At 58.5% G+C, this 26131-nt stretch carries 28 protein-coding genes; 17 read left to right on the forward strand and 11 right to left on the reverse strand.

All coding sequences use genetic code 11. The features are described 5' to 3' along the window. Window positions 1–12: 12 nt before the first annotated feature. Genes AC07XM_RS20970 through AC07XM_RS20980 form a run of 3 tightly spaced genes read right to left on the reverse strand, consistent with a single transcriptional unit; the run spans window position 13 to window position 3659 of the window. Window positions 13–3006 carry a Tn3 family transposase gene (locus tag AC07XM_RS20970; protein ID WP_102689665.1) on the reverse strand — a complete coding sequence of 998 codons (2994 nt, stop codon included), beginning with the start codon at window positions 3004–3006 and terminating at the stop codon, window positions 13–15. A gap of 3 nt (window positions 3007–3009) precedes the next feature. After that, entirely contained in the window at window positions 3010–3420 is a 411-nt protein-coding gene (locus AC07XM_RS20975) for a putative toxin-antitoxin system toxin component, PIN family (RefSeq protein ID WP_102689664.1), read from the reverse strand. Then, window positions 3420–3659: a ribbon-helix-helix domain-containing protein gene (locus AC07XM_RS20980; protein WP_034056877.1), complete on the reverse strand. Its 240-nt coding sequence runs from the start codon at window positions 3657–3659 to the stop codon at window positions 3420–3422. The genes AC07XM_RS20975 and AC07XM_RS20980 overlap by 1 nt, the downstream gene beginning before the upstream one ends. A 201-nt stretch (window positions 3660–3860) precedes the next feature. Here AC07XM_RS20980 and AC07XM_RS20985 point away from each other — a divergent pair, with 201 nt between their 5' ends. Both AC07XM_RS20985 and AC07XM_RS20990 read left to right on the forward strand, forming a co-directional pair. Beyond that, window positions 3861–4790, forward strand: a complete 930-nt coding sequence (locus AC07XM_RS20985; protein ID WP_058147677.1) for a recombinase family protein — start codon at window positions 3861–3863, stop codon at window positions 4788–4790. 49 nt (window positions 4791–4839) lie between these two features. Further along, window positions 4840–5412: a site-specific integrase gene (locus tag AC07XM_RS20990; protein ID WP_196996301.1), complete on the forward strand. Its 573-nt coding sequence runs from the start codon at window positions 4840–4842 to the stop codon at window positions 5410–5412. Between the two features lie 28 nt (window positions 5413–5440). Here AC07XM_RS20990 and AC07XM_RS20995 read toward each other — a convergent pair whose 3' ends face one another. Further along, window positions 5441–5728, reverse strand: coding sequence for a hypothetical protein (locus AC07XM_RS20995; protein ID WP_016487034.1), 288 nt, complete (start codon window positions 5726–5728; stop codon window positions 5441–5443). A gap of 315 nt (window positions 5729–6043) precedes the next feature. Here AC07XM_RS20995 and AC07XM_RS21000 point away from each other — a divergent pair, with 315 nt between their 5' ends. Further along, complete coding sequence (locus AC07XM_RS21000) at window positions 6044–6658, forward strand: DUF6088 family protein (protein WP_004374692.1); 615 nt, start codon at window positions 6044–6046, stop codon at window positions 6656–6658. Window positions 6659–6694: 36 nt separating this feature from the next. Here AC07XM_RS21000 and AC07XM_RS21005 read toward each other — a convergent pair whose 3' ends face one another. After that, window positions 6695–8071 (reverse strand): heavy metal sensor histidine kinase, encoded by a 1377-nt coding sequence (locus AC07XM_RS21005; protein WP_172455942.1) that lies wholly within the window; start codon window positions 8069–8071, stop codon window positions 6695–6697. 2 nt (window positions 8072–8073) lie between these two features. Continuing rightward, window positions 8074–8751: a heavy metal response regulator transcription factor gene (locus AC07XM_RS21010; protein ID WP_004374688.1), complete on the reverse strand. Its 678-nt coding sequence runs from the start codon at window positions 8749–8751 to the stop codon at window positions 8074–8076. 207 nt (window positions 8752–8958) lie between these two features. On the opposite strand from AC07XM_RS21010, the gene AC07XM_RS21015 reads away from it, so the two are divergent. The 8 genes from AC07XM_RS21015 (at window position 8959) to AC07XM_RS21050 (ending at window position 17038) form a co-directional block, all read left to right on the forward strand. Further along, on the forward strand, window positions 8959–9318 hold the full coding sequence (locus AC07XM_RS21015; RefSeq protein WP_024616817.1) for a co-regulatory protein PtrA N-terminal domain-containing protein: 360 nt from the start codon (window positions 8959–8961) through the stop codon (window positions 9316–9318). A 167-nt stretch (window positions 9319–9485) separates the two neighbouring features. Continuing rightward, complete coding sequence (locus AC07XM_RS21020) at window positions 9486–10043, forward strand: cupredoxin domain-containing protein (protein ID WP_024616818.1); 558 nt, start codon at window positions 9486–9488, stop codon at window positions 10041–10043. A 147-nt stretch (window positions 10044–10190) separates the two neighbouring features. Continuing rightward, window positions 10191–10724 (forward strand): cupredoxin domain-containing protein, encoded by a 534-nt coding sequence (locus AC07XM_RS21025; protein ID WP_003246762.1) that lies wholly within the window; start codon window positions 10191–10193, stop codon window positions 10722–10724. A 79-nt stretch (window positions 10725–10803) separates the two neighbouring features. After that, window positions 10804–11052 carry a DUF2933 domain-containing protein gene (locus tag AC07XM_RS21030; RefSeq protein ID WP_003246761.1) on the forward strand — a complete coding sequence of 83 codons (249 nt, stop codon included), beginning with the start codon at window positions 10804–10806 and terminating at the stop codon, window positions 11050–11052. Between the two features lie 5 nt (window positions 11053–11057). After that, entirely contained in the window at window positions 11058–13421 is a 2364-nt protein-coding gene (locus AC07XM_RS21035) for a heavy metal translocating P-type ATPase (RefSeq protein WP_158248164.1), read from the forward strand. 173 nt (window positions 13422–13594) lie between these two features. Beyond that, the gene (locus tag AC07XM_RS21040) at window positions 13595–15322 is read left to right on the forward strand and encodes an ATP-dependent nuclease (protein ID WP_024616820.1); all 1728 of its coding nucleotides are present in this window, start codon (window positions 13595–13597) and stop codon (window positions 15320–15322) included. Continuing rightward, on the forward strand, window positions 15312–16739 hold the full coding sequence (locus tag AC07XM_RS21045) for a UvrD-helicase domain-containing protein (protein ID WP_024616821.1): 1428 nt from the start codon (window positions 15312–15314) through the stop codon (window positions 16737–16739). Before AC07XM_RS21040 ends, AC07XM_RS21045 begins: the two co-directional genes overlap by 11 nt. Before the next feature lie 98 nt (window positions 16740–16837). Continuing rightward, window positions 16838–17038, forward strand: coding sequence for a heavy-metal-associated domain-containing protein (locus AC07XM_RS21050; RefSeq protein ID WP_003139539.1), 201 nt, complete (start codon window positions 16838–16840; stop codon window positions 17036–17038). Between the two features lie 19 nt (window positions 17039–17057). Here AC07XM_RS21050 and AC07XM_RS21055 read toward each other — a convergent pair whose 3' ends face one another. From AC07XM_RS21055 to bufA2, 4 genes are read right to left on the reverse strand one after another with little or no spacing between them, the layout of a single operon-like run. Then, on the reverse strand, window positions 17058–17372 hold the full coding sequence (locus tag AC07XM_RS21055) for a hypothetical protein (protein ID WP_024616822.1): 315 nt from the start codon (window positions 17370–17372) through the stop codon (window positions 17058–17060). A gap of 51 nt (window positions 17373–17423) precedes the next feature. Then, window positions 17424–18215, reverse strand: a complete 792-nt coding sequence (locus AC07XM_RS21060; protein WP_024616823.1) for an HvfC/BufC N-terminal domain-containing protein — start codon at window positions 18213–18215, stop codon at window positions 17424–17426. Then, window positions 18212–19048: an MNIO family bufferin maturase gene (bufB, locus tag AC07XM_RS21065; protein ID WP_024616824.1), complete on the reverse strand. Its 837-nt coding sequence runs from the start codon at window positions 19046–19048 to the stop codon at window positions 18212–18214. Before bufB ends, AC07XM_RS21060 begins: the two co-directional genes overlap by 4 nt. A gap of 44 nt (window positions 19049–19092) precedes the next feature. Next, a complete protein-coding gene (bufA2, locus tag AC07XM_RS21070; protein ID WP_004577564.1) occupies window positions 19093–19353 on the reverse strand; it encodes a BufA2 family periplasmic bufferin-type metallophore in 261 nt (86 codons plus the stop codon). 290 nt (window positions 19354–19643) lie between these two features. Here bufA2 and AC07XM_RS21075 point away from each other — a divergent pair, with 290 nt between their 5' ends. The 6 genes from AC07XM_RS21075 (at window position 19644) to AC07XM_RS21100 (ending at window position 24569) form a co-directional block, all read left to right on the forward strand. Continuing rightward, window positions 19644–19850 (forward strand): co-regulatory protein PtrA N-terminal domain-containing protein, encoded by a 207-nt coding sequence (locus AC07XM_RS21075; RefSeq protein WP_003139535.1) that lies wholly within the window; start codon window positions 19644–19646, stop codon window positions 19848–19850. Between the two features lie 193 nt (window positions 19851–20043). Then, window positions 20044–21876, forward strand: coding sequence for a copper resistance system multicopper oxidase (locus AC07XM_RS21080; RefSeq protein ID WP_102689661.1), 1833 nt, complete (start codon window positions 20044–20046; stop codon window positions 21874–21876). 12 nt (window positions 21877–21888) lie between these two features. Further along, window positions 21889–22203 (forward strand): hypothetical protein, encoded by a 315-nt coding sequence (locus AC07XM_RS21085; protein WP_024616826.1) that lies wholly within the window; start codon window positions 21889–21891, stop codon window positions 22201–22203. Further along, window positions 22193–23284: a copper resistance protein B gene (locus tag AC07XM_RS21090; protein WP_024616827.1), complete on the forward strand. Its 1092-nt coding sequence runs from the start codon at window positions 22193–22195 to the stop codon at window positions 23282–23284. The genes AC07XM_RS21085 and AC07XM_RS21090 overlap by 11 nt, the downstream gene beginning before the upstream one ends. 9 nt (window positions 23285–23293) lie before the next feature. Then, on the forward strand, window positions 23294–24136 hold the full coding sequence (locus AC07XM_RS21095) for a c-type cytochrome (RefSeq protein ID WP_024616828.1): 843 nt from the start codon (window positions 23294–23296) through the stop codon (window positions 24134–24136). Then, a complete protein-coding gene (locus tag AC07XM_RS21100) occupies window positions 24126–24569 on the forward strand; it encodes a DUF411 domain-containing protein (RefSeq protein WP_024616829.1) in 444 nt (147 codons plus the stop codon). The genes AC07XM_RS21095 and AC07XM_RS21100 overlap by 11 nt, the downstream gene beginning before the upstream one ends. A 177-nt stretch (window positions 24570–24746) precedes the next feature. Here the strand turns inward: AC07XM_RS21100 and AC07XM_RS21105 are convergent, their stop codons facing one another. Then, window positions 24747–26006, reverse strand: a complete 1260-nt coding sequence (locus tag AC07XM_RS21105) for an OprD family porin (protein ID WP_017675719.1) — start codon at window positions 26004–26006, stop codon at window positions 24747–24749. Between the last annotated feature and the right edge of the window lie 125 nt (window positions 26007–26131).

Raw genomic sequence — 26131 nt, forward strand, 5'->3', positions numbered from 1 at the left:
CTCGCTATCCGCCTAAAGGTCATCCTCTGGATTGCGCAACGGGCGCAGCTCGCCACGGGCGACCTCATCCGGCACCGCGAACGAATACCGCCCGAGCATGTTGATGTGCTCGTAGATCAGCGGTGAGAGCCGGGCCACATCCTCTTCCTGCACCGGGTAGCCATGCTGCTTGAGCCGTTCCACGGCCGCCGTCATGTAGAGGGTGTTCCACAGCACGATGATGTTCACCACCAGGCCCAGAGCACCGAGCTGGTCTTCCTGGCCTTCGCGGTAGCGCTGGCGAAGCTCGCCGCGTTTGCCGTGGAACACGGCGCGGGCCAGGCTGTGCCGGCCTTCGCCTCTGTTTAACTGGGTCAGGGTGGCGCGGCACTTGGACTCGTCGTCGATGTAGGTCAGGGTGTGCAGGGTCTTCTCGATCCGCCCGAATTCGGCCAGCGCCTGGGCCAGCCGGGTGGGACGATCCCCCGTTTGCAGGGTACGCATGATGCCCGTGGCCGGTACCCGGCCGAGCTTGAGCGAGCCGGCCAGGCGCAGCAGGTCGTCCCAGTGCTCGGCGATCAGGTCGAGTTTGACCGACTGGCGGGCGAGCCCGTTGAGCTTGCCGTAGTCCGCGTCTGGGCGCGTGCGCCAGAAGCGGGTACCGCCGACATCGGCCAGCCGCGGACTGAAGTGGTAGCCAAGCAGGCGGAACAGCCCGAACACCACGTCACTGTATGCCCCGGTATCGGTCATGATCTGCGTCGGCTGCAACTCGGTCTGTTGTTCCAATACCACTGCCAGCAGCACCAGGCTGTCGCGCAAGGTGCCGGGCACGGTGATGGCGTTGAGGCCGGAGAACTGGTCGGAAATCAGGTTGTACCAGGTCACGCCCCGGCCGGTACCGAAATACTTCGGGTTGGGGCCGGCGTGGACGGTGCGCACCGGTACGACGAAGCGCATGCCATCGGCGGAAGCGACCTCACCGCCACCCCAAACCTGCGCCAGCTCCAGCTGGCTTTGCGCCCCCACCAGAATGGCGTTGGCCGCTGATAACGTGTCGTCGCGGATGTAGTTCTGGCTGACCCAGGACAGCCGGTCGCGGCGCAGGGCTGGATTGTCGGTGCGGATCAGCGGCTCCAGGCCGGTGTTGCAGGCCCCGCCCAACAGCACCGCGCACAGACTGGTGACCAGGTTGTCGGCCCGTGCGTTGCGCTCGGAGACATGGGTGAAGGCCTCGGCGAAGCCGGTACGAGCGGCGATCTCCAAGAGTATTTCCGGCAGATCGACACGCGGCATCAAGTCGGCCACGGCCGCACGCAGTTGCAGCAACGAGCTGGGCTCCTCCAGTTTGTCCAGCGCACCGAGCGACAGCTCGGTTTTGCCCTCGGCGCTCTCGCTCAGTTGAATCGCCGGGTTGTCGGGCAGGCGTGCGGCCACTGCCTGCCAGGTAGCATCTAGCTCGGCGCTCAGGGCATCCAAGGTGGTGCCGGCGTCAATGGTCAGGCCCAGAGAGCGGCAGATGATCGGTCGCGCCGCCAGCCATTCGGCACCGTCGAGCAGGCCAAGGCGCGGGTCTGCATAGCGCCAACTGGGCGAGACGAAGACATCGCGGCGGCGTAACGCCGTACGCAGCGCATCGAGCGTGCAGAACACATAGGCCCCCATGTCGAGGGAGCCATCTTCGCGGGTGATGTGCTTCAGCCAAGCCTTGGCCACGATCTCCTGCGGCGCGTCATCCTCCGGTTTCCGGCGCGACAGGTTCAGTTGCAACCAATCCAGGCTGGCGGCCACGCTCTTGCCGGCCGGGCTGAAGCCGAAGCGGATGTGCTTGAGCAGGTCAGGCAGGAAGCGGCGCACACTGCGGTAGCGTGCTTCCAATGCCAGGAAATAGACGTCATCGACCGGACGGATCAGCGCGTTGACCTCTTCCAGGGCCTTCTCCAGGGTGGTCCTCGGCAGGTCGTTGAACAGCCGGGCGCGCACGTTGTCATCGCTGATCGAGATGTCCAGCACGACCTTGCAGGCGGCGGCGAGCGTCGCGGCCGACCGATCCAGGTCTTTCAGGCTGCGCATGCGGGCTTTCTTGTCGGCCTTCTCCGCGTTGCTGAACAGGTCGCGCAGCAAGGCCTCCAGAACCTCCAGGGCGTCGTCGTGTGCCGTCGCCTCCAGACAGAGCGCGAAGGCCACCAGCGTCGCCATCCGCCGCGACGCCGGCAGCCGGTTGATCGCGGTGACCTTGGCGGTGTTGGCGAAGCGCGCCAGGGCCGCGATGCGGCTGGGCGGAATGTGCGCCGCCGCTGGCAAGGTGATGCCGATGCCGCGCACGTCATCAAGCCGGCGCAGCGCCCGAATCAGTGCGGGGCCACTGACCATCACCGGGCCGGAGCGCAGCTGATCCAGGCGGGAATAGCGATTGCCTTCGGCTACCAGCAACAAGTCGTGCAGCTGTTGCCGCTGTGCCTCGCTCACGCTGCGGCCTAGCGTGAGCCAGAGGCGTTCTTCGACCCTACTGCGCAACTGGGCGATAAAGCGCTCCAGTTGAGAAACACCAGGCAGGAGGACCTTCTGTGTGAACAGCCACGAGGTGGCTCGCTCAAACAGCACGCCCGGCCGGTCGGTGCCTGTCCAGCAGAGCGCATACAACCAGCGGCTCAAACGGAAGCCGACGCCAGGGTCAGTAAAATGGCGATAGCCATAACGTTCTTGGATATCGGCCGCATGTATCCAGCGGCGATGGTCGCTGTAGCGCTGAAGGCAGTCAGAATCGGCGATTGCCAGTTGCCGGCAAAGCACCTGCAGGACTTCCATCGGTACGCCAGAGGGCTTGTCCGGCAGAACGCCAACGAAACGGACGGTGGTCAGCAGAACGGCATATCCCAGACGGTTATGGTTACCCCGCAGCGCCTGGATGGCTTCACGGTCTTCATCGCTCAGGTGGAAGTAGCGCTCCAGCTCTTCACGACTGGGTGCATCGACATAGCGACCAAAACCGTCGCGTTGCTCCTGGGTCAGAAAACCGACCGGCATCGATCACAGCACCTCGGCGCAGAACACGGCGGGGGTGACAATCCGCGTGCGTTCGATGTGCCCGCGTTGCAACAGGCCTGCACGGCGATCACCGGTTACCAGGTAGTCCGCATCGCCCGCCAGGGCCATAGCCAGCAGAAACGAGTCATCCGGATCATCGGCTTCAATCTCGATGGTCAGGCGCTCCAGGACCACCGCCCGTTGCAGGTTATTGATCATGGCTCCCACTTTGGCGGGTTGCAGGATGGCTTGGAGCTTGGGGTAGCGGCTTGCTCGGCGAATTTCATCAAGCTGCATCCGCGAGGTCACCACCTCGAAGCGCGCGGCGCGCCAGGCGCGGTAGATCGCATCAGGCGCACCATGCGGCGAGATCAGTGCGCTGAACAGGATGTTGGTATCCAACACGACCCGCATCAGCGCTTACGAGCCCAGGCGAGCGCTTCGTCAACCGCGTCGGTCAATTCTGCCTCGCTCAACTGAGCGTTAGCGGCCTTGGCCTGTTCGGCCGTCAGTTCGAGGATGTGTGCCCGTACCGCCTCTTCAATGAAGCGCGACAGGTCGCCTTTTCGGCCGCCGCCCTGGCTGGCCAGAAACATCCGAAGCGACTGGTCGGTGTCGGCCGAGACGGCGACGTTCCAGCGAATGGTATTCACGGCGTTCTCCGCTAATAGGTGTTTATGTGTTTATACGCCAATCACAAAGGGCGATGCAATGGTTCGAAAAAACCTTCGTTTTGCAAAACTTTAACAAGGCATTGATCGGGTCGTTAACATTTCCGCGCTACGGTTCAAATAACTGGTACGCTTAATCAAAGTTCAACTATTACTAACGTAGCCGAGTAAACGGGACTTTTGATGAAGATCGGTTATGCACGGGTGAGCACTCGGGATCAGAAAGCCGACCTCCAGGTCGATGCCCTGAAACAGGCCGGGTGCGAACGCATCTACCAAGACATCGCCAGCGGCGCGAAAAGCGCCCGGCCGGAACTGGACAAACTGTTGGCCAACGTGCGAGCGGGTGATGCCGTGGTGATCTGGAAGCTGGATCGCCTCGGGCGCTCCCTCAAGCACCTGGTCGAGCTGGTCGGCGCGCTGGCTGAGCGCAAGGTCGGCTTGCAGAGCCTGAACGACCCCATCGACACTACTCACGCCCAAGGCCGACTGGTATTCAACCTGTTCGCCTCGCTCGCGGAGTTCGAACGCGAGCTGATCCGTGAACGCACCCAGGCGGGGCTCTCGGCCGCACGGGCGCGTGGCCGGATCGGTGGACGTCCTAAGGGTCTGCCAGCCAAGGCCGAGGCCACCGCCATGGCGGCCGAAACCCTGTACCGCGAGGGTAGGCTGAGCGTCAGCGCCATCGGCGAGAAGCTGCATATCTCCAAGAGCACGCTGTACAGCTATCTGCGCCATCGGGGCGTCGAGATCGGCACATACCAGAAGAGCGCCCGGTCACGCGATCAGCAGCTCGCGGCCCCGTCGCCGGCAGAGCCGCCCGCCGCCGAGCGGGTGGCCACCGTCACCCTGCGCCTGGCGGTGGTGAATAACAGCAAGTTCGTGCGCGGCCGGAAGCGGGCCACGGAGAACATCGAGCGCTACTGCCTGGAGCCCTACGGCATGAAGCGGCTGGAGACTGGCCACTACGAGCTGACCATTCCCTATCGGAGTGACAACGAGTTGGACAAGACCATGCACGATCTGCTGACCGAGATCAGCCAGGAAGCCGACATGCGCAATTGTTTTGTCGAGATGGACGCCTGGGAAGAAGGCACGCAACGGCGCTGGTAGGGCTTACGTTGGTTTTTGGTTCCATTGCTCCCCAAACCCCGAAGACGACTTGCCACGGCTACTGCGCTGTTGCCGCGATCGCGCTCTGATACTGATCGGCTTCTGGCGGGCCTTTCGCAGTGATGAGCTATGTCGCCTACAGGTCGAGCACATCCAGGTGCGGACCGGGGAGGGCATGCAACTGTTCCTGCCCTGGAGCAAAGGTGATCGGGACAACCAAGGCCAGACCTTCAACGCGCCGGCGCTGGCCAGGCTGTGCCCAGTACAAGCCTACGTCGACTGGATCAGTCTTGCGGGTATCGCACGCGGGCCGGTATTCCGTGGAATTGATCGCTGGGGGCACTTAGGTGAGCAGGGCTTGCACCCAAATAGCGTTGTCCCACTCATGCGCGCCGTACTGCAGGCAGCAGGGCTGCCTTCGGAGCTGTACAGTAGCCACTCGCTGCGCCGCGGGTTTGCCACCTGGGCCACCCGCAGCGGCTGGGATATCAAAGCGCTGATGCAGTACGTAGGCTGGAGCGATGGGCAATCCGCATTGCGCTATGTCGAGAGCACAGGAGTGTTCCCTGGGCAACTGAGTGCGCTACAACACATCTCAAACTGGCCCGAGGGACTGCCATAAGACCGCCTTCCGCGGCCCCGATCTGCACCTAGCTGCGCACTGGGAACACCAGCTCGTCATGTGCGGTGCAAATGAGTCGATGATCCAGCACATGGAAAATTGCAGGGTTCTTGGCATCCTGGGCACCCACAAAGAAGAGGTAACTGCGGGATGCCTGCTTGTCTTTTTTGGCTTTTATGTTCTCTTGCCGGGCTATTTCCAGCTCATTTTTCAGTCGCCCGCGGGCAGCTGCTGACCACTCGCTCCAAAGGACGACCACCTGGTAAGGCGTTAGTTTTTTCTCTTCCCATTCGCCCGCGTTGAGTGAAATGGTCAAGTGTTCATGCTACAAAGACGCGCTGAGGGAACGCTGGTCGAGGCAGTCCAGGTTGTACTGCCTGCGAGGCTGAATGGATCCAATGACTGGACGATGGAGAAGCTGACCGAGCTGATAAGGGTCTATGACCGGGACGAACGAGTCTTGGGCTACGACTTCCAAACGGCATCAGGCCAGACCTACTCGCACAGAGATTGCCTGTACTCACAGGACGGAGCCAAGCACCAGGTCTATTGTTCGATGATGTGTCCCGCATGAGATGGTCGCCACCCCTGGTGGTTCTTGGCAGGGCCACTCACGAGGTTTGACAGGACAATGAAGGCTCTTCCCGAGAAAATCCTGGACATCATTCAACAGCTTCCAGAAGGTGAGGTTCTGACACCTAGCAGATTCCTGCATCATGGTTCTCGCCATGCTGTGCAGCGAGGACTCTCTCGCCTGGTCGAAGGTGGAAAGCTGTTTCGCGTTGCTCGGGGCATTTATGTTGCCGCAGTCGAAACTCGGTTCGGCGTGCGCCCGCCGGCACCGGAGAAGGTTGTCCACTCGCTGGCTAATGCGCTGGGTGAAGTGCTGGTCGACCACGGGGCTCGTGCCGCGAATAAATTAGGGCTGAGCACACAGGTTCCAGTTCGCTATGTCTTTCTAACCGACGGACGCTCTAGGGAGCTTCAGGTAGGCAAGACCACCGTGTCGATTCGGTATGCGCCTCGATGGTTGATGGCTCTAGGCGCTACTGGAGCGGGGGAAGCCATTCGAGCATTGGATTGGATTGGCGAGGCAAGCGTGGGGTATGCCGTTTTCAAACTTCATAAACTACTACCCGAGAGCGAATGGGGTGATCTGGTGTCAGCTCACCGCTCGTTACCTATCTGGATGGCGAATGCAATCTGCGCTCAGTCGAGTTGCACCCACCCTGTCAAGTTGGGCTAGCGGTTTAGCTGTAGCCTACTTACCGCCAGATCGGCATCATCTGGAATGGGGCAATTCGATGTGAAAGCCCGTGAGGCCGGCGGCTGAGGTGCACCAGATGCGGCCTTTGTGAGCCTCAATGATGGATCGGGTGATGGCAAGTCCGAGCCCGGCGTTGCTCGGGCTTCCCTCCCGCCGAGCGGGGTCGACCCGGTAAAAGCGGTCGAAGAGCTTCTCTAAATGCTCTGAGCTAATTGTGTCCCCTGGGTTCTCGATGCTGAAGGTTGTGGAGTCCGCTGTCTCGCGGATCAAAACCGAAATTGTATGTCCCACCGGCGTGTAGCGCAGTGCATTGGACAGCAAGTTGGAAAGTGCACGATCAAGCATCAGCCGATCTCCCAGCACTTGGCCTGTGCCTGTGAGCGATAGTTCAATGCCATGTTCTTCGGCCAGAAGGTGGTAGTAGTCAAACAGCTTGAAGACTACGTCAGCCAGTTCGATCCTGGCCTGCTCGGGGATGATCAGGCCATTATCAGCCTTGGCCAAGAAAAGCATGTCATCAATCATCCGAGACATGCGCTTCAAGTCCTCCAGGTTGGAGTAGAGATTCTCTTCATAGGCATTGATATCGCGTTTCTTGCTCAGCACGACCTCGGTGTGGGTCATCAGGTTGCTAACGGGCGTGCGTAGCTCGTGGGCAATGTCGGCCGAAAAATTGGAGAGCCTAACGAAGGCATCCTCTAGCCGAGCCAACATCGCATTGAAGGATAGAACCAGTTGCTGAAGTTCCCGCGGCACTGGTTCGAGAGGGATTCGTTCCTGTAACGAGCGAGCGGACATCCCGGAGGCCACATGAGTGACTTGCCGCAGAGGCCTAAGGCCGCTGCGAGCAACCACCCAGCCGAGCGCGGCACTGAACAGGGAACTGATGACCAATCCAATCCAGAACCATCGTTGCAGCGTGTCGAAAAAGTGTGTGTGATTGGTGACGTCAAGAATCAGCAAAGCTGTGAGCGGCTCAGCCTGATCGGCTACCGAGATTTGCGCCGTCATGCCGCGGTACATGTGTTGGCCGTTCTGCCACTCCCACATGCTCTGCTCATTTTCACGTCTGAAACGCTCTGGTACTTCGACTGCTCTGGGGTCGGAGAACAGTACAGAACCGTCACTGGCCAGGATAGTGGCCGCCAGATCCTGATGGGCTCCCAGCAAGGCTCGCAACTGCGGTAATTCTTCCGAAAGGCTCGCTTCACCGCGAGCATTGTTGAGGATATGTTTGGCGGATTCGAGTTTCTCCACCAGGGCCTGCCGATCCAGCATCTTGAAGTGGTGCTGGCTGAGCATATTGAAACTCAGCCCTGCTACCGTCAGGACTGCAATTACCGCGGACATGAACATCAGGCTCATGCGTGCTGTCAGCGAAAGGTGCTTCATATTCACTCCGGCGCATCCATCATGTATCCCATGCCGCGGGCGGTATGAATCAGCTTGAGATCGAAATCGTCATCGATTTTTGCGCGTAGCCGGCGTACCGCAACCTCAATGACATTGGTGTCGCTGTCGAAATTCATGTCCCAAACCTGAGAGGCAATCAGCGACTTCGGGAGCACCTCGCCGCGCCGGCGCAGTAGCAGTTCCAGCAGTGAAAACTCCTTCGCGGTCAGGTCAATTCTTTTCCCGCCACGGATCGCACGCCGCTTCATCAGATCGACTTCCAGATCGGCAATTTTCATGGTGGTCTGCGTCGGCGAACCATTACCTCTGCGCAACAGCGTTCTGACCCTGGCCAGAAGCTCTGAGAAAGCAAATGGCTTGATCAGGTAGTCGTCCGCACCCAGCTCCAACCCTTTAACGCGGTCTTCCACACCATCGCGTGCCGTCAAGAACAGTACGGGGACGTCTTTTCCTGCTGCGCGCAACATGCGCAGCACTTCCCAACCGTCCAGCCCAGGCATCATTACATCCAGAATTAGCAGGTCATAGGCTTCGCTAAGTGCATGCTGAAGGGCATCTGTACCGGTCATAACCCGGTCGACATTGAACCCAGCCTCGGTGAGACCTTGCTGGAGGTACGTACCGGTTTTGGGTTCGTCTTCAGCTACCAGTAGTTTCATGTGTGCAGACTCCAAAAGTCGGGTGGCCTGAGTTTGCAGGCAAACCGCGGCCCCAACCAGAAGCTTACGAAAATGTAATTCTGACTTCAGCTCACTGACAGGGTGGCTTGTCTAGGGTGCAAGCATGAGCACTAGGTTGTGCTCTCGGCCCTCGACAGACCAAAAGCAGAGGTGCCGGCCATAGTTAGCACTGATGGAGACTGCCCCATGAAATCGCTGAAACCTTTACTTCTGGTTGGTTCGCTGCTGCTTTCTTCTATGGTCTGGGCCGAAGGGGGGGGTGATCGTACCTTTGAGCGCATGCAGCAGATGCGCGACAAAGCGGAAGCCGTGCTGATCCAGGCAGAGAAGGCCCCAGTCGGCGAGCGGCATGTGCATATGAAGGAGCACATGAACATGCTCGAAGACCTCATGAGTCAGCTGCACAATGAACATCCTGCTCCAGGCATGTCTGCCGAAGATCATTTGGCCTGGATGGAAAAACACGACAAGTTAGTAGACGACGTGCTGGGTCAAATGATTCGCGAGCACAAGCTGATGATGGCCGACAAAGAGTGCCATAAGTAAGAGTTTCCCCCATCTTCCAGGCCTTCCGTGATTGCTCCTTTGGCCTAGCGGCGCCTCAATGGCGCCGTGCTTTTTTCCAGCTGACGCAATTGTAGTTTTGGGGTCAGCGGCCTGGCAGGAAGCGGGGAATAGCATGAGATTTCCAGCCTACCTAGCGAGGTCTCACCATGAAACGCATCCCTCTTAAGCTGCTGATCAGCACACTGTTCATCAGCACCACTTTTCCGGCATTTGCCGAGACCAGCGACAGTAGCAATGGCATTGGGCAGCAGGCCCAGGCGACGCCAGCGACTCGTACCATCTTGGTAAAGATGGACGACATCAACTACAGCCAGAAAACGATCGATGTGAAGCCAGGTGAAACCGTGCGCTTCGTTCTGAAGAACGAGGGCGCGTTGATGCACGAGTTCAACATCGGGCAGGCAGCGTCCCAGCTGGAGCACCAGCGCAAGATGGCGTCCTTGTTCAAGGACGGCACACTGACCCCGACCGGCATGGCCGAGCGCATTGTCTGGCATGAGCGTTATGGCACGGGAGACTCCAACCCTCCAGGCTATCCGGAAGTCATCAAAGCCAAGCATGACGACCCGAACGCGGTTCTCGTCGAGCCCGGCACAACCAAAGAGTTCGTGTGGACCTTCCCTAAGGCGGGCAGTTTGAGCTTCGCCTGTACATTGCCTGGGCATTACCAGGCGGGGATGGTCGGTGAGTTTGCTCTGCGTTAGTCCGGCATCGGTGCTACCCGTTGGCAGCGGGCTGGGTAGCACCGATCTGACGAACCTTACTCAGATGTAGTTTTCACGTCAGCGTACCGCCAGCTGCACCTCATTAGCATCGGGACTCATCCCTCCTCAACACCTCAGAGGCACACCATGAAACTCAGACCCGCTTTCATAATCACCACCCTTGGCTTGCTGCTCAGTGCTGCCAATGCGCTGGCCAGCCCGGGCCACAAGAAAGACAGTATTGGGCAACCGGGAGACGGTCAGGCAGTAGATCGCACCATCGAAGTCCGGATGGGGGACATCTTCTTCGAACCCAAAGCAATGGAGATCAAAGCAGGCGAGACAGTTCGCTTCGTCCTGAAAAATGACGGTGCACTGCTACACGAATTCAATCTTGGCAAAGCGGCATCTCATGCCGCGCACCAGAAAGAGATGGCCGCGATGTTTCAGAACGGCACGCTGTCCCCTACAGGTGCACATGACATGAGCAATATGGGCCATGCCATGGGCGGCATGAAGATGGTCGGTATGGAACACGATGACCCCAACAGTGTTCTTGTCGAACCTGGAGCACGCGAAGAGTTGATCTGGACCTTCTCCGCCGCCACCGAACTGGAGTTCGCCTGCAATATTCCAGGACATTATCAGTCGGGAATGGTCGGTAAGGTGACCGTACGCTGACGTTTATTGATACTCGCCAACTCCGTCCAGTCTGAGACACCTATACTGATCCGGCCGCCATTGAAACGAGGCTATTGTCGTGGACCATACCCATCACACCAGTACCACTGAGCCGCCTTTTTGGAAGAGCAAGATTGGCATTGCGCTGATCATGCTGGCCGTAATCGGCATCTTCTATGTAGCGCGTGAGCATTACGGTCATCTTTCGCAGGCCCTGCCGTACCTCATCCTGCTGCTATGCCCGCTGATGCATCTGTTTGGCCACAATCACGGCGGGCACTCCCACTCCAGCAGCACCGCTGTTTCCAAGGACGAAGAAAGGACATAGATCGCATGCAAAAGACCTCCTGCCATCATGACCAGGATCATTCACATAACTCGCACGCCCACTCCGAGAGCCAGCGCGACCCGGTGTGTGGCATGGAGGTCAAACCTGATGGCCCTTATCGCGAGAGCTTTGAAGGGAAGGCCTATCATTTCTGCAGTGCGAAGTGCCTAGAGAAATTCCAAGCAGATCCTCATCAGTACATGAGCCATCAGTCTCATGGGGAGCATCACCAGCACGCGACTCCAGCACCCACATCGACACCTGTAGGTGCTGAATACACCTGCCCGATGCATCCAGAAATCCGTCAACCGGCTCCCGGAAACTGCCCGATCTGCGGGATGACGCTGGAACCTGTCATCCCGGAGCTGGAAGAGGAGGAAAATCCAGAGCTGAAGGACTTCTCGCTGCGGTTCTGGTGGACCCTACCGTTGACCGTCATCGTGACCGTATTGGCGATGGCCGGCCATTCCTTGCAACTGTTTCATGGCACGACCCAGAACTGGGTCGAGCTGGCTCTGGCGACGCCCGTGACGCTATGGGGTGGCTGGGTATTCTTCACCCGCGGCATTGACTCCATCCGCCACCGCAGCCCCAACATGTGGACCCTGATCGGTTTGGGAACGGCCGCTGCCTACCTCTACAGCGTGGCCGCTACCTTGGTTCCGCAGTGGTTTCCGGCGGCCTTTGCCCAGGACGGACGTATCGGCGTCTATTTTGAAGCAGCCGCAGTGATTATCTCACTCACGCTGTTGGGCCAAATGCTCGAACTCAAGGCCCGCTCGCAGACTTCGGCAGCCATCAAGTCACTGCTGAGGCTGGCACCAAAGACTGCGCGTCGCATCAAGCACGATGGCCAGGAAGAAGATATTCCGCTGACACATGTCCATCAGGGCGACCACCTACGTGTCCGGCCGGGAGAGAAAGTCCCGGTGGACGGTACGGTTCTAGAGGGGGAGAGCGCCGTCGACGAGTCGATGCTTACCGGAGAACCGTTACCCGTGACCAAGCGGGTAGGGGATGCCCTTATCGGTGCCACCATGAACACCCATGGAAGCCTGGTGATGGAGGCGCAGAAGGTCGGTGCCGAGACCATGCTGTCGCAGATCGTTCAGATGGTGGCCAGAGCCCAACGTTCCAAGGCCCCCATGCAGCGTATGGCTGATGCGGTGGCAGGGTATTTCGTGGTCGGGGTGATCCTGATCGCGATTCTGACCTTCTTCGGCTGGGGGCTATTAGGGCCGGAATCAGGCTGGGTATTTGGCCTGATCAATGCGGTGGCGGTGCTAATCATTGCGTGTCCCTGCGCTCTGGGTCTGGCAACCCCGATGTCCGTCATGGTTGCGACTGGCAAGGCCGCTAGCAGCGGTGTGTTGTTCCGCGATGCCAGCGCCATCGAAAATCTATGCAAGATCGACACGCTCATCGTCGACAAGACTGGAACCCTGACTGAGGGGCGTCCCGTATTCCATAGTGCGGAAGGGACAGGCGGTTACGACTCCAATGAAGTGCTGCGCCTGGCTGCTAGTCTCGACCAGGGTAGTGAGCACCCGCTGGCTCATGCCATAGTCGATCATGCGCGCGGTCAGGGCATTGCACTGGTCAAACCGGACACTTTCGAATCTGGCTCGGGTATTGGTGTGCGCGGCCAGGTCGATGACTATCAGCTGCAGCTCGGCAACACCGCACTGATGGACGAGGCGGGCGTCGATATTACCCCGCTGCGCAATCGCGCCGAGCAACTGCGTCTGGGAGGCATCAGCATCATCTATTTGGCCGTTGATGGCCGCCTGGCGGGACTACTGGCCGTTTCCGATCCGATCAAGCCTACTTCTCAACAGGCTGTCTCCAAGCTTCAAAGCGAAGACGTAAAGGTCATCATGGCCACTGGTGATGGCCTCACCACAGCAAGAGCCGTGGCGCAGCAGCTCGGAATCGAGGAAGTGCATGGTGAGGTCAAACCGCAGGATAAGGAGAAACTAGTCGCCGATTTGCAGGGCTATGGCCGTCGTGTCGCCATGGCGGGTGACGGTATCAACGATGCGCCCGCCCTGGCCAGGTCTGACGTAGGTATCGCCATGGGCACCGGTACCGATGTGGCGATGAACAGCGCCCAAGTGACGCTGGTCAAGGGAGATCTGATCGGCATCCTGCGAGCGCGCACCCTGTCAGTGGCAACCGTGAAAAACATGAGGCAGAACCTCGCCTTTGCGTTCATCTACAACGCGATGGGAATCCCGCTAGCAGCGGGGCTGCTGTACCCGCTGACGGGGCATCTTCTGTCGCCCTTGATTGCTGCGCTGGCGATGAGTGTCAGCTCGGCGTCGGTGGTCTTCAATGCTCTGAGGTTGAAATCAACGGACATGGGATAGGCTTCCATACCACCGACCAGGTGATTATTCAGAAGCGCATCTGACCGGAAAATGCCGTACGGTAGTTTCCGGTCCGACCTATCTGTCGCAACACATAGTGACGAGGTGACGTTCTATGGACTGTTGCCGCTGCGGGTAGGAGACTGGTCGTCGTTAACCCATGAGGACTCTCCGTGGCCCGCATTCGCAGACTGATTATCAGCAACTTCCGATCTATCCAGGCGCTCGACTGGGTGCCGGCCCCAGGAATTAACTGCCTCATAGGTCCTGGCGATAGTGGAAAGTCCAGCATTCTAGATGCGATTGACCTTTGCGTCGGTGCCCGCCGGGGCGGCACGTTCGGCGACATGGACTTCTTCGCTCTGAACGTCGAAACACCCATCACCATCAGTGTGACGCTTGGCGATTTGCCGGTATCGCTGATGGATATCGATGTTTACGGCGAGTTCTTGCGTGGATTCAATCCAGGAACGGGAGAAGTCGACGACGAACCGCGAGCGGGGCTGGAGACCGTTATCACCTTGCTTCTGCAAGTTGGTGCCGATTTGGAACCTACCTGGACACTTTTTTCTGAGCGTGCGGAGCAGCAGCAACTCGAACGCACTCTTCCCTGGAAGGAACGAGCGGCACTAGCACCCGCCCGTATCGGCAGCTTTGCGAGTTCGAACTTGTCGTGGAGTCGTGGCTCAGTGCTCAATCGACTTACTGACGAGCGTGCAGAGCTAGGTGCCGAACTTGCGCGCGCCGCGAGGCAAGCAAGAGCGAACTTTGGCAATCAAGCCGCCGGACATCTAACTCAGACGCTTGAGGTGGTGCAACGCACGGCTCAGCATCTTGGGGTTTCGGTTGGAGCGATGCCACAAGCACTCCTTGACGCACATTCTGTGTCGATTGGCGAGGGTGCGATCGCGCTGCACAGCGACACAGGCATTCCCCTTCGCTCCCTTGGCACGGGCTCGTCGCGATTGCTAGTGGCAGGGTTGCAAAGAGCTGCAGCTAGCGCCGCGCCAATTGCTCTTGTCGATGAGGTGGAATATGGGCTTGAACCTCATCGGCTCATGCGATTCTTGGACTCCCTGGGCGCAAAGGACGCTGCCGCTCCGCTGCAGGTCTTCATGACGACTCACTCACCGGTCGCGCTGCGCGAATTGTCCGGCAGCCAGTTATTCGTTGTTCGGTCTGGGCCTCAACGCCACAGCGTTATGGCGGCAGGGGAGGCCAACGAAGTACAAAGTACCCTTCGGAAGGACCCAGAGGCATTCCTCGCCAAATCCATTATCGTTTGCGAGGGTGCCAGCGAGGTTGGCTTCGCGCGTGGCCTTGATCAATGGTGGGTCAGTCTTGGCGCTACCTCATTCCTGGCTCATGGCGGCGCTTATGTGGACGCCGGCGGAGGAAGTCCCGATAACAGTCTTATCCGTGGAACAGCACTTCAGAACCTAGGCTATCGCGTGATGGTTTTTGTAGACGCCGACAAGCCTTCGACCGCGGGGCTCCCTGAAGCATTCTTGGCCGCAGGCGGACAAATTCTTACATGGCGACCAAGCCTCACTTTGGAGGACGAGATCTTCCGCCATCTCAGTGACCAAGCACTCGATGCACTTCTGGCGAAAGCCGAAGCAATAGTGGGTGCAGAGCTGATGAACGCACACATCCAGTCGAAGTCCCAAGGACGTGTGACACTACATGACATCAAATCTGAAAGACTTATTCAGGGCTACTCGCCCGCGACGCGAGAGCTGTTGGGAGCTGCATCTCGTATCCGCAACAGCGGGTGGTTCAAGTCGTTGACAACCTATCAGGAGGTTGCAAGGGACATCGTCGGCCCGTCTCTACAGAACGCCGACCCGGGCTTCATGGCAGTCACGAATCAGCTCTGGACGTTTACAAGTGCCCCTTGAGATTGATCTTTTTGCTATCGAGCGTGGCTCCATAACAGCCCCCGCAGGTTGTGGAAAAACGCAATTGATTGCCGAGACGCTCATCGCGCATAGACAGAGCAAACCCATCCTCGTACTAACGCATACGAACGCAGGCGTTGCGGCCTTACGGGCACGCCTGAGACGCGCCGGCGTCCCTAGCTCCGCCTATCGAGTATCCACCATCGACGGATTCTCGATGCGCCTCATCGCCAAGTTCCCGGCGCGAAGCGGCCATAACCCGCAAATCTTGGAGCTCCACCAGCCCAACACTGACTACCCTGCAATTCGAGAGGCTGCCAGGCAGTTACTGCACGCTGGCCACCTTGCTCAGTCTCTCCGTGCCACCTACGCGCGGTTGCTTGTCGACGAGTACCAAGACTGCAATGTGGTCCAGCACGCTATCGTTTCAGGTTTAGCCCAGGTGCTTCCGACCTGCGTGCTCGGTGATCCAATGCAAGCCATCTTCGACTTCCGTGGCAACCGACTGGTGCATTGGACGAACGAGGTACTACCCCAATTCCCGGCAGCGGGAGAACTGGGGACGCCGTGGCGCTGGCGACTGGCCGGCGCTGAGAACCTCGGGCAGTGGCTGCTCGCCATACGGCAACAACTTCAAGCTGGCCAGCCGGTGGATCTGCGCACGGCTCCGGCTGAAGTGCGCTGGGTGCAGCTCAACGCCGGGACCGAAGTCCAGCAGCGGCTGGTGGCCGCTAGAACCGAGTCACCCAACGCTCGGGGCAGCGTCCTCATCATCGGGGACTCCATCAACGTGCAAGGTCGCCATCAGCTCACGAGCCAGACACCCGGCGCCATGGCCGTCGAAGCCGTCGACCTAAGGGACCTCGTCAACTTCGCCAGGAACTTTAACCTGCAGGGTGCCAATGCTCTGGCACAACTTGCGGAATTTGCTTCAAGCGTGATGACGGGGGTAGGTGCAGCAAACCTGCGAACGCGTGTGGAGTCTCTGCGCACAGGACGTGCCCGAACGCCACCGACCCCGGCCGAGGCCGAGGCCGTCGCATTCGTCGGGGAGCCAACACCGCAGCGAGCACTCCTTGTGCTCAACGCCCTCGCCGAACAGCCGGGGGCACGGGTGTACCGACCGGAAGTTCTGCACTGCTGCCGGTCCGCTATGCAAGCTGTGGCGGGAGGTACAGCCGACTTTCTGAGTGCAGCCATTCAAGCGCGAGAACGCAATCGACACCTTGCCCGCCCCATCGCAAGACGCTCGGTAGGCAGCACATTACTTCTCAAGGGGCTCGAGGCGGATGTCTCGGTTGTTCTGCATCCTGAACTTATGACCGCTCAGAATCTGTATGTCGCCCTGACGAGGGGCGCAAGGCACGTAGTGGTGTGTTCATCGAACCCCATCCTGATGCCTGTGAACAACGGCTGAGCCTTATTGTTGCGTTTGCGCACTTGACCTTGCCATCGTGTCAAGGTCGATACTGTCTGTGCGGTAACTTGAGCCGCGGACGAAATGAGGTGAGAGAGATGTTCAGCCTGAATGTTTCGGGTATGGGTTGTGGCAGTTGCGTCAGCAAAATCACGAAGGCCATCCAGACGCTGGATCAGGACGCACGCGTAGAGGTGGATCGGGCAGCCGGCAAGGTCACTGTAGAGAGCACAGAAAGTGCCGAATCGATCCGCGAGCTGATCCAGGAGCTTGGTTATGCGGCCCAGGTCAGCGCTTGAGCGCTGGCCTGCCGACCGACTAAATCTCCAGTTCTGAGAGCTCTTTCAGCCCGTGGATACTGGTGACCTCGTTAGTAATACCTTCTTCCCCATCTCGGCCGCGAAGCCAGTTTGAGTGATTGCCTGGCTCGCGCATTTCCAGCGTGTCATAGGAGTAGCGCTTTCGCTTGAACAGGCTTTTCAATGCGGCGAACTCGTGGCTTTTCTCGTCTTCTATTCCGACGACTTTTCCTACAAGCGCCTCCCAATGACCTACGCCGTCGGCCAGCATCGCCTGGTAAGTCTCTGGGTCCAGCAAGGCTTGCTGTTTGAAATGAATGATGCGGTGTGTCATAGACGCGCTCGGGAGTGGCCAAAGAGAAGTCGCTAGCCTATAGGTTCCGGGTCATTCGTGAATAGTTGCCCTGAGCTTTAGCAAACCTTCGTTGACCCACAATTTCAACCAAGTTGCGGCCTGCAGGGGGGCTTGCTCTCCATGTGTTGCGCTCAATGACTCGCAGAGTTCGGCGAACGATCCACCCTCGACGAAAAACCGCAATGCTGACGCCTCTTCTGGCTCCAGGCTTCGGTACTGGCATACGAGGTTATGACGCCAGACCAGACAGTCTCGATTCCCGGCTGGTTGGGTGGCAACGGGAAGCAGATCCCCAGACTTGGCAGCCTTCCACAGCGCCAGGGTGTTGTACTGCAATCGCAGCCATCTGGCAGATGGAGTCAGGGAAACCCTGAATGAAACCCAGTCTTCAGCCGAAAACTCACTGATGGCCTGCAGTGAAAGCGCTTCGACGTCCTGCGCATCGAAAGCCAGTGTAAAAGCCCACTCAAGCTCCGCGAGTTCGCGAATCGGTGAAAGTTGAGGTTCCGCAATGTAGCTGCCAATAAACTCGGGCAGCTTCTCACCAAGCCAGCGAATGCTGAAATGCCGTGGTGGCCAGGCGGTGAAATAGGCCAGTGCGAGTTGCTCGAACGACTCTTCTCCCAGCCATTGCTGCAGCGCCGGGAAATCCTCGCGCAGCACCGCCAGCAGGCGCGAGCGATAGGCGTTATGGTAGATCCGCAGGCCTTCGAGGGCACTCAGCGCAGTGCAACCCCGGACTTGCTCCAAAAGCTCGTTGGAGGGCAGGGCACCATCTGTCAGGTAAGTTTCAAATGCAGTCTGTAAGGCGCTCAGGCTCAAAGGGTTGCCCTCGATATCACGCCATTGGCGATAGCTCGGGCATGCTCCAACTCGGATAACAGATCCTCGAACGGTGGAAAATGATCATCCCGCTCGATCAACGTCGACGTTGGACCCAAGTAGCTCAAAGTCTTGCTGTAGAGCGCCCAAACCGGGTCAGCGATGGGCTGGTCGTGGGTGTCGATGAGGTATTGCCCGTAATCGCTATGCCCGGCCAGATGAATTTGACGAATCCGCTCGTGCGGCAATTCCAAGATGAACTGCCATGGGTCAAAATCCTGATTTCGTGCGCTGACGTAGACGTTGTTCACGTCAAGGAGCAATTCGCAACCGGTCAGGAAACTCAGTTCCGAGAGAAACTGCGATTCGCTCATGCTGGACGTCTTCCACTGCACGTAAGAGGAAACGTTCTCCAGCACAATGGGACGTTCCAGAACATCCTGCACTAGACGCACCCGCGCGGCGACATGCAGCAGGCTTTCTTGGGTAAATGGCAGCGGCAGCAGGTCGTGGAGTTGATGGGCGTTGCCGCGACTCCAGCACAAGTGGTCGGAAACCCACTGGGGCTGTATCCGGTCCGCCAGTTGCTTGAGCTGTCGTAGGTAGCCCATGTCCAGGTTATGTGAACCGCCGATCGACAGCGATACTCCGTGCATCACCAACGGGTATTGCTCGCCAATCGCATCGAGAAAGTAGAGGGCCTTGCCACCGCCCACCAGGTAATTCTCGGAAATGATCTCAAACCAGTCGACCGCAGGTCGCTGTTCAAGAATCTGCTGGTAATACTCACTGCGAAGGCCAAGACCGAACCCCAGTGTTTTGTGCTTACTCATTCAAGACTCCAGCAGGGGAGTGGCAGGCACTCCCCGCAACGGCATTATTCGCTGGTCTTACCACCGGCCTCATCGCACTTGGCCTGAGTCATCAGCTTGAAACCCTGGCCTTTACATTCTCCCTGGCCTTTGCAGGCATTTTTGGCGGTCATGCAGTCGTTCTGGCCCTTGCAACCGTTGACGCCGAAGCACTTCACTTCAGCTGCTTTGGTGTCCTGGGCGGCCTGGACAGGCAGGGTAGCAAACAGGCTGGCGGCCACGAGAGCCAGAGCGGCACCGGTAGCGACGTTGGATTTATTCGACATAGTGACAATCTCTCTTAATTGTTGGTGGTCTTATCCGCGGGTGCGAATGACCCTGAGTAGCTTAGGCATCGCTGCCGAGCATGCCCTCTCAAGAAATTCGCAAGGCTTTATGAGGGCATGAAAGACAGTACCGAGCCTTCTGGATGGGCTACAAGAAAGAAATAGCAACCTGACAGAACTGTAATGTTCGGCTCAGGTTGCTGACAGGCCCTCTTAGTTAACGTGACATCGAGCCTAAAGCTCGGCCTCTGCAGTTGCAGGGACCACTTAACTTACGAGGAATACCCAAAATGAAATCGATCAAAGCTCTGCTTGTAGTTACTGCTCTGAGCATCTCCAGCTTGGCAATGGCTGAAGGTGGTGCTGACCGAACCTTCGCGCGCATGGAGCAGGCACGCCAGACGTCTCTGGAGGCCTACCGGGTGGCCCAGCAGCAGAAAGTTGAGGCTCCTGTAGCCAGCAGTCCAACCGAGCAAGCAGAGCACACCAACTGCTGAAGTCATCTACCTTACAGAAATGTAATCACCCGGATGGTTGGGATATGGCAGTTTCATACTGCTCATCGTCGGTAAGGCTTGTGCAATGCACCGACGTGGAAAGTTGAGGGGTAAATCCCCGACATTGAAGCAGCCATGAACCCGAGACCGGGCACACCATCACCGGCTCATTTGACGGATTGGACAAAACGGCATGCAAAGCAAAACCACAAGGCGCACCTTCGTCAAAGGCCTGGCAGCCACCGGTATTATCGGCGGACTTGGCCTGTGGCGCACGCCGGTCTGGGCGGTGAACAGCCCCGGCCAGCCCAACGTACTGACTGGTAACGAATTCGACCTATTCATCGGTGAAACCCCGGTGAACATCACCGGCGCAGCGCGCACGGCCATGACCATCAACGGCTCGCTCCCTGGGCCGATTCTTCGTTGGCGCGAAGGCGATACCGTCACATTGCGCGTGCGCAACCGCCTCAAGGAGGACACCTCCATCCATTGGCACGGCATCATCCTGCCGGCGAACATGGATGGCGTTCCTGGCCTGAGCTTCCATGGCATCGCCCCTGATGGCATGTATGAGTACAAGTTCAAGGTCAACCAGAACGGCACCTACTGGTATCACAGCCATTCTGGGCTCCAGGAGCAGGTCGGCGTATACGGTGCGCTGGTCATCGATGCCAAGGAGCCCGAGCCCTTCAGTTACGACCGTGATTACGTCGTGTTGCTGAGCGACTGGACGGATGAAAATCCAACGCGGGTACTGGCCAAGCTCAAGAAACAGTCGGACTACTACAACCAGCACAAACGCACCGTTGGTGACTTCATCGATGACGTAAGCGAGATGGGTTGGTCCGCCGCCGTAGCCGACCGTAAGATGTGGGCCGAAATGAAGATGAGCCCGACTGATCTCGCCGACGTCAGTGGCTACACCTACACCTACCTGATGAACGGCCAGGCACCTGATGGCAACTGGACCGGCATATTCAAACCAGGCGAAAAGATCCGCCTGCGCTTCATCAACGCCTCGGCGATGACCTATTTCGATGTGCGCATCCCGGGCCTGAAGATGACTGTGGTTGCGGCCGATGGTCTGCACGTCAAACCGGTCAGCGTCGACGAGTTCCGTATCGCCGTGGCCGAGACCTACGACGTGATCGTCGAACCAGACAGCGAACAGGCGTATACCGTGTTTGCACAATCCATGGATCGCACTGGCTATGCGCGCGGCACCCTTGCTGTACAGGAGGGGTTGAGTGCACCAGTACCCAGCCCCGACCCGCGTCCGCTGATTGCCATGGGCGACATGGGTATGGATCACGGCAGCATGGGCGGTATGGATCACGGGAACATGGCCGGGATGGATCAGGGCAATATGGCGGGAATGGATCATGGCAGCATGCAGGGTGGCATGGCTGGTATGGATCACAGCCAGATGGCCGGAATGGATCATTCAAACATGGCTGGCATGGCTGGCATGGCTGGCATGGCTGGCATGGCTGGCAACATGCAGGCACACCCGGCCTCAGAGACCAACAATCCTTTGGTCGACATGCAGACCATGACGCCGACGCACAAGCTGGACGACCCAGGTATCGGCCTGCGTGATAACGGCCGGCGCGTGCTGACGTACTCTGACCTGCGCAGCACCTTCCCTGATCCGGACGGGCGTGAGCCAAGTCGCACCATCGAGCTGCACCTCACCGGGCATATGGAGAAATTCTCCTGGTCCTTCGATGGAATCAAGTTCTCTGACGCCGAGCCTCTACGCCTCAAGTACGGCGAGCGTGTTCGCATCACGCTGGTCAACGACACCATGATGACTCACCCGATCCATCTTCATGGCATGTGGAGTGATCTGGAGGATGCGAACGGCAATTTCCTGGTGCGTAAACACACCATCGACATGCCGCCAGGTTCCAAGCGCAGCTATCGGGTGACCGCCGATGCGTTGGGGCGTTGGGCCTACCACTGCCACCTGTTGCTCCACATGGAAATGGGCATGTTCCGTGAAGTCCGTGTGGATGAGTAAAGGAGATTTCTGATGAGTACTTTTATGAAGCGTAATGCCCTGTTTGGCAGCGCAGCGATGTTCAGTTTTTTGGCTGCTTTGTACGCGCCGACGTCATTGGCAGGTGAGGGGCACAGCGAGCACGAACAACATGCTGCCGAGTCGGCTGCGCCCGAGGCCATCAGTGACAAGCCTGCAGATCAATCGAAAGGCAAGGCCGCTGGCCAGCAGATGGATCATGGCACCATGGATCATGAGGGCATGAACCATGACGATATGGGGCACGAGAAGATGATGGATAAGCATGGCGGCACCGAAGCCGAAGCAGGTTCGAACCATGACCACTAGGTTTTCACGCCCGTCCCTCATAGCGCTGGTCGTGTCGCTGAGTGCACTCAGCGGCGGCGTTACCCAGGCTGCGGAAGAAATGGATCATTCGGCAATGGGGCACGGCTCCATGTCGATGGACCACAGCCAGATGGGCCACGGTTCCGCCAAAGCGCCGATGGAGGGCATGGATCACAGCAAGATGGATCATGGTGCCATGCAGAGCGAATCGGGCAGCATGGACCATAGCCAGATGGGCCACAGCCAGAGCCAAGAGAAGGCCCCAGCCATGGACCACAGCAAGATGGGACACGGCACCATGCAGGGACAGATGGAGGGCATGGATCATTCGAAGATGAACCATGGCTCCGCTGAAGCCCCGAGAACTACCAGTCGTACGCCGATTCCCGTTCTGACGGATGCTGATCGCCAAGCGGCTTTCCCGCCACTGCCTGGCCACAAGGTGCATGACAGCGCCATCAACAGCTTTTTCCTGCTCGATCAGCTCGAATACCAAGACGCAGATGAGGGCAGCACCCTGGCCTGGGATGCGTCGGGTTGGGTAGGCGGTGATATCAACCGGGTCTGGTTCCGCTCCGAAGGCGAGCGTACCAACGGCGTTACCGAGGACGCTGAATTACAGCTGCTGTACGGCCGCTCGATCGGCCCTTGGTGGGATGTCGTCGCGGGCGTCCGCCAGGACTTCAAACCGGAGTCGCCGCAGACTTGGGCCGCCTTCGGTATCCAGGGCATGGCGCTTTACGCCTTTGAGGCCGAAGCCACGGCCTTCGTCGGCGAGAATGGCCAAACTGCTGCCCGACTGGAGGGCGAGTACGACATTCTGCTGACCAACCGGCTGATTCTCCAGCCAACTGCCGAAATGAACTTCTACGGCAAGAACGATCCTGAGCGAGGTGTGGGGTCCGGGTTGGCCAATACCGAGCTCGGTTTACGTCTGCGTTACGAGATTGTCCGGCAGTTTGCCCCCTATATCGGGGTTTCTTGGAGCCGCTCCTATGGCAACACGGCAGACATGGTGCGCGACGAGGGAGGTGATGTAGACGAGGCGCGTTTTGTCGCCGGTATCCGGATGTGGTTTTGAGAACCTGACATGAAAAGAACAATTAAAACTTTGGTGGCGGCCGGCGTGGTCGGTAGCACAGCTGTCCTGGCCGGTGCCTACTTTGGCGTGGTCAACGTGGGGGCCGACGATCCCCATTTTCCTGCAGTGCATGCGTTTCTCACGATGGCCCGTGACCGCTCTATCGAAGTCCGTTCGCGGAACATCGAGGTTCCCAACCTGGATGATCAAGCTCTTATTCGCGCCGGTGCGGGCAACTACAACTCCATGTGTATCGGCTGTCATTTGGCGCCAGGTGTGGCGGAGACCGAGCTAAGCCAATCGCTTTATCCTGCGCCTCCCAACCTCGCCAAAATCGGTGTCGATGGCAATCCGTCAGCAGCGTTCTGGGTGATCAAGCATGGCATCAAGGCAACGGGTATGCCTGCGTGGGGCAAGAGCATGGGCGATGAGTACATCTGGGGCATGGTTGCCTTCCTTGACCAATTGCCGGCGATGGATGCCAAGCAATACCAAGCACTCGTCGCATCCAGTGGCGGCCATCAGCATGGTGGTGGGGAAACGCAAATGCACAATCATGAAGGTCAGCACGGCGACAATAAGCCTGGCCATCATGGCAATAGCGGCGGTGGCGAAGACCATCATGGAACAGGTGATGCCGGAGAGCCTGGCCATCACGATGCCGCGGCTACTGATAGCGAGGGTGGCTCCGCACCTGAGGCAGGTCACCATTCGGACATGAGTAGCGATGACCACCATGCCGGGGATGAGGCCGCCCCAAGCGGCGGAGACCATCATTCCGAGCAAACTCCGAATGCCTCGCCCAAGACCCATACCCACGCCGATGGCAAAGAGCACGTGCATGAAAGCTAAATATCTGGCCTTGCTGGCCGCTCTCTCCGTCACATCTGCAGTTCAAGCCGCTGATGCCCTGACGATTGATGTCCATCGTGATGCTAATTGCGGATGTTGCAAGAAGTGGATCTCACACCTCGAAGCGAATGGCTTCAAAGTCGTCGACCATGTCGAAAGCAACATGACGGCAGTGAAGCAAAGTCTGGGCGTTGCGCCGCGGTTGGCGTCTTGTCACACCGCGGTGATTGACGGCAAGTTCGTCGAAGGTCATGTGCCGGCGGCTCAGGTCATCGAACTCACCAAGCGCGATGATCTGCTGGGCATCGCTGTTCCCGGGATGCCGGCGGGCTCCCCCGGCATGGAAGTCGATGGCGTACAGCATGCCTACCAGGTCATTGGCTTGACCAAGACGGGTTCTGATCAGGTCGTTGCAGAATATCCCGCCCAGTAGTACTGCCTGCCAGCACGGCCGCTTGTGTGTAGTGGCCGACTCATTTTCATACGTCCTTTAACCTAAGTAAAAAAGGCGCCCTAGGGCGCCAAGGGCTGTCTCCAAACCAAAGGAGCACTACGAGGGGACAGCAGGACCAAGGAGCGAGCGGGCAATCAACCCGCTCGCTTGCCAGGGTTAGAGAACTTCCAGCGGGTACTCGACAATCAGGCGGAACTCATCCAAATCCGACTCGAAGTCGGTGGCGCGAGTCGTGGCTTGTCGAATGCGAAAGGACATGTCCTTCAACGACCCAGACTGCACAACGTACTTGGCCTCGATGTCCCGCTCCCAGCGCTTCTGGTTGGTCAACGGATCGCCGTTGTCATCACGGCGCATATAGACTTCGTTGGCGTTGCTGTAGTCGGCATCCCAGCCCTGGGCATATCGAGTCATGAAGCTCAATCCAGGCACACCGAAAGGCTCCATATCCAGGTCATAGCGCACTTGCCATGACTTCTCCTTCGGCGAGTTGAAGTCGCTGTACTGGATGGAGTTGTCGAGGTAGATGGAGTCCGATTGGCGCAAGTAGTCGAAGTCATCATCGCCATTGTTGCGCTGGAGACCCACCAGCACTGTATGAGCGCCGAATTGGATGCCGACCTTGCCGCTCCAGATGTTGTTATCGAAGCTCCCGAGGAGCTGCCTCCCTTCATCGACCGCCTTGTAGTAGTTCAGCCCGCCGATCAAGGCGACATCGTCCGCAAGCGGGTAGCTCAGCGTGGTGCCCGCGTAATATTGATTCCAGGCATCCTTGAGGCGGCTGGTGTAGAGACTAAAGCCGACGTTGTCATTAAGCGTGTAATCACCACCGAAATAGGCGATCCATGGCGAGTCCACTTCGCCCGCGTAGAAGGTAGCGAAGCCGTCGCGCATGCTGCTGGTATTGGGTTGGCTCATCGAGTGGAGGCGACCGCCCTGAAGCGACAGTCCTTCCACGCTGCTGTTGACCACGGTGACACCTCGGAAACTCTCCGGTAAAAGCCGTGCATCACCGTATTGGACGACCGGGCTGACGGGAAAGACGTCGCCTACCTTGATCTCGGTATCCATGAACCGAGTTTTCACCGCGCCCCCCAGTTTTGAGTAGTTGTCCTCAGCCTGCCCGAGGCTGTTGTAAGGCATCACGTCGACTGAGCCGCCTGCTCCAGAACGGCCGTCGCCGGTGTCAAGCTTGAGCCCTAGCATGGCAAAGGCATCGACACCAAAGCCTATGGTGCCCTCGGTGAAACCAGACTCGAATCTGCCTATCACGCCATGCGCCCACTCTTCCGAATAGCCATTACCCGAGCTGCTGGACTGGCCTTTACGGAAATCGCGGTTGAAGTAGAGATTTCGATTGAGAATGGTCAGGCTGCTGCCTTCGATAAATCCCTCGCCTTTCTCGCCGGCGGCCATTGCAGCTTGCCCGGTACTGACGCTCAGAGTGAGCAGAGAAAGTCCTAAGGATGGTCTGAAATAGCCGGAAATTTTCCGGCTATCGAGCAGCCAACACATCAAAAAACGACGTACGTTGAAACCTG

The organism is Pseudomonas sp. GW460-LB5 (assembly GCF_059423245.1).

Bases quoted from the DNA above. Each gene is read 5' to 3' on its own strand.
- AC07XM_RS20970 (WP_102689665.1), bottom strand. From the start codon at position 3,006: ATGCCGGTCGGTTTTCTGACCCAGGAGCAACGCGACGGTTTTGGTCGC.
- AC07XM_RS20975 (WP_102689664.1), bottom strand. From the start codon at position 3,420: ATGCGGGTCGTGTTGGATACCAACATCCTGTTCAGCGCACTGATCTCG.
- AC07XM_RS20985 (WP_058147677.1), top strand. From the start codon at position 3,861: ATGAAGATCGGTTATGCACGGGTGAGCACTCGGGATCAGAAAGCCGAC.
- AC07XM_RS21000 (WP_004374692.1), top strand. From the start codon at position 6,044: ATGAAGGCTCTTCCCGAGAAAATCCTGGACATCATTCAACAGCTTCCA.
- AC07XM_RS21005 (WP_172455942.1), bottom strand. From the start codon at position 8,071: ATGAAGCACCTTTCGCTGACAGCACGCATGAGCCTGATGTTCATGTCC.
- AC07XM_RS21010 (WP_004374688.1), bottom strand. From the start codon at position 8,751: ATGAAACTACTGGTAGCTGAAGACGAACCCAAAACCGGTACGTACCTC.
- AC07XM_RS21015 (WP_024616817.1), top strand. From the start codon at position 8,959: ATGAAATCGCTGAAACCTTTACTTCTGGTTGGTTCGCTGCTGCTTTCT.
- AC07XM_RS21020 (WP_024616818.1), top strand. From the start codon at position 9,486: ATGAAACGCATCCCTCTTAAGCTGCTGATCAGCACACTGTTCATCAGC.
- AC07XM_RS21025 (WP_003246762.1), top strand. From the start codon at position 10,191: ATGAAACTCAGACCCGCTTTCATAATCACCACCCTTGGCTTGCTGCTC.
- AC07XM_RS21035 (WP_158248164.1), top strand. From the start codon at position 11,058: ATGCAAAAGACCTCCTGCCATCATGACCAGGATCATTCACATAACTCG.
- AC07XM_RS21050 (WP_003139539.1), top strand. From the start codon at position 16,838: ATGTTCAGCCTGAATGTTTCGGGTATGGGTTGTGGCAGTTGCGTCAGC.
- AC07XM_RS21055 (WP_024616822.1), bottom strand. From the start codon at position 17,372: ATGACACACCGCATCATTCATTTCAAACAGCAAGCCTTGCTGGACCCA.
- bufB (WP_024616824.1), bottom strand. From the start codon at position 19,048: ATGAGTAAGCACAAAACACTGGGGTTCGGTCTTGGCCTTCGCAGTGAG.
- bufA2 (WP_004577564.1), bottom strand. From the start codon at position 19,353: ATGTCGAATAAATCCAACGTCGCTACCGGTGCCGCTCTGGCTCTCGTG.
- AC07XM_RS21075 (WP_003139535.1), top strand. From the start codon at position 19,644: ATGAAATCGATCAAAGCTCTGCTTGTAGTTACTGCTCTGAGCATCTCC.
- AC07XM_RS21080 (WP_102689661.1), top strand. From the start codon at position 20,044: ATGCAAAGCAAAACCACAAGGCGCACCTTCGTCAAAGGCCTGGCAGCC.
- AC07XM_RS21085 (WP_024616826.1), top strand. From the start codon at position 21,889: ATGAGTACTTTTATGAAGCGTAATGCCCTGTTTGGCAGCGCAGCGATG.
- AC07XM_RS21090 (WP_024616827.1), top strand. From the start codon at position 22,193: ATGACCACTAGGTTTTCACGCCCGTCCCTCATAGCGCTGGTCGTGTCG.
- AC07XM_RS21095 (WP_024616828.1), top strand. From the start codon at position 23,294: ATGAAAAGAACAATTAAAACTTTGGTGGCGGCCGGCGTGGTCGGTAGC.
- AC07XM_RS21100 (WP_024616829.1), top strand. From the start codon at position 24,126: ATGAAAGCTAAATATCTGGCCTTGCTGGCCGCTCTCTCCGTCACATCT.
- AC07XM_RS21105 (WP_017675719.1), bottom strand. From the start codon at position 26,006: ATGGCCGCCGGCGAGAAAGGCGAGGGATTTATCGAAGGCAGCAGCCTG.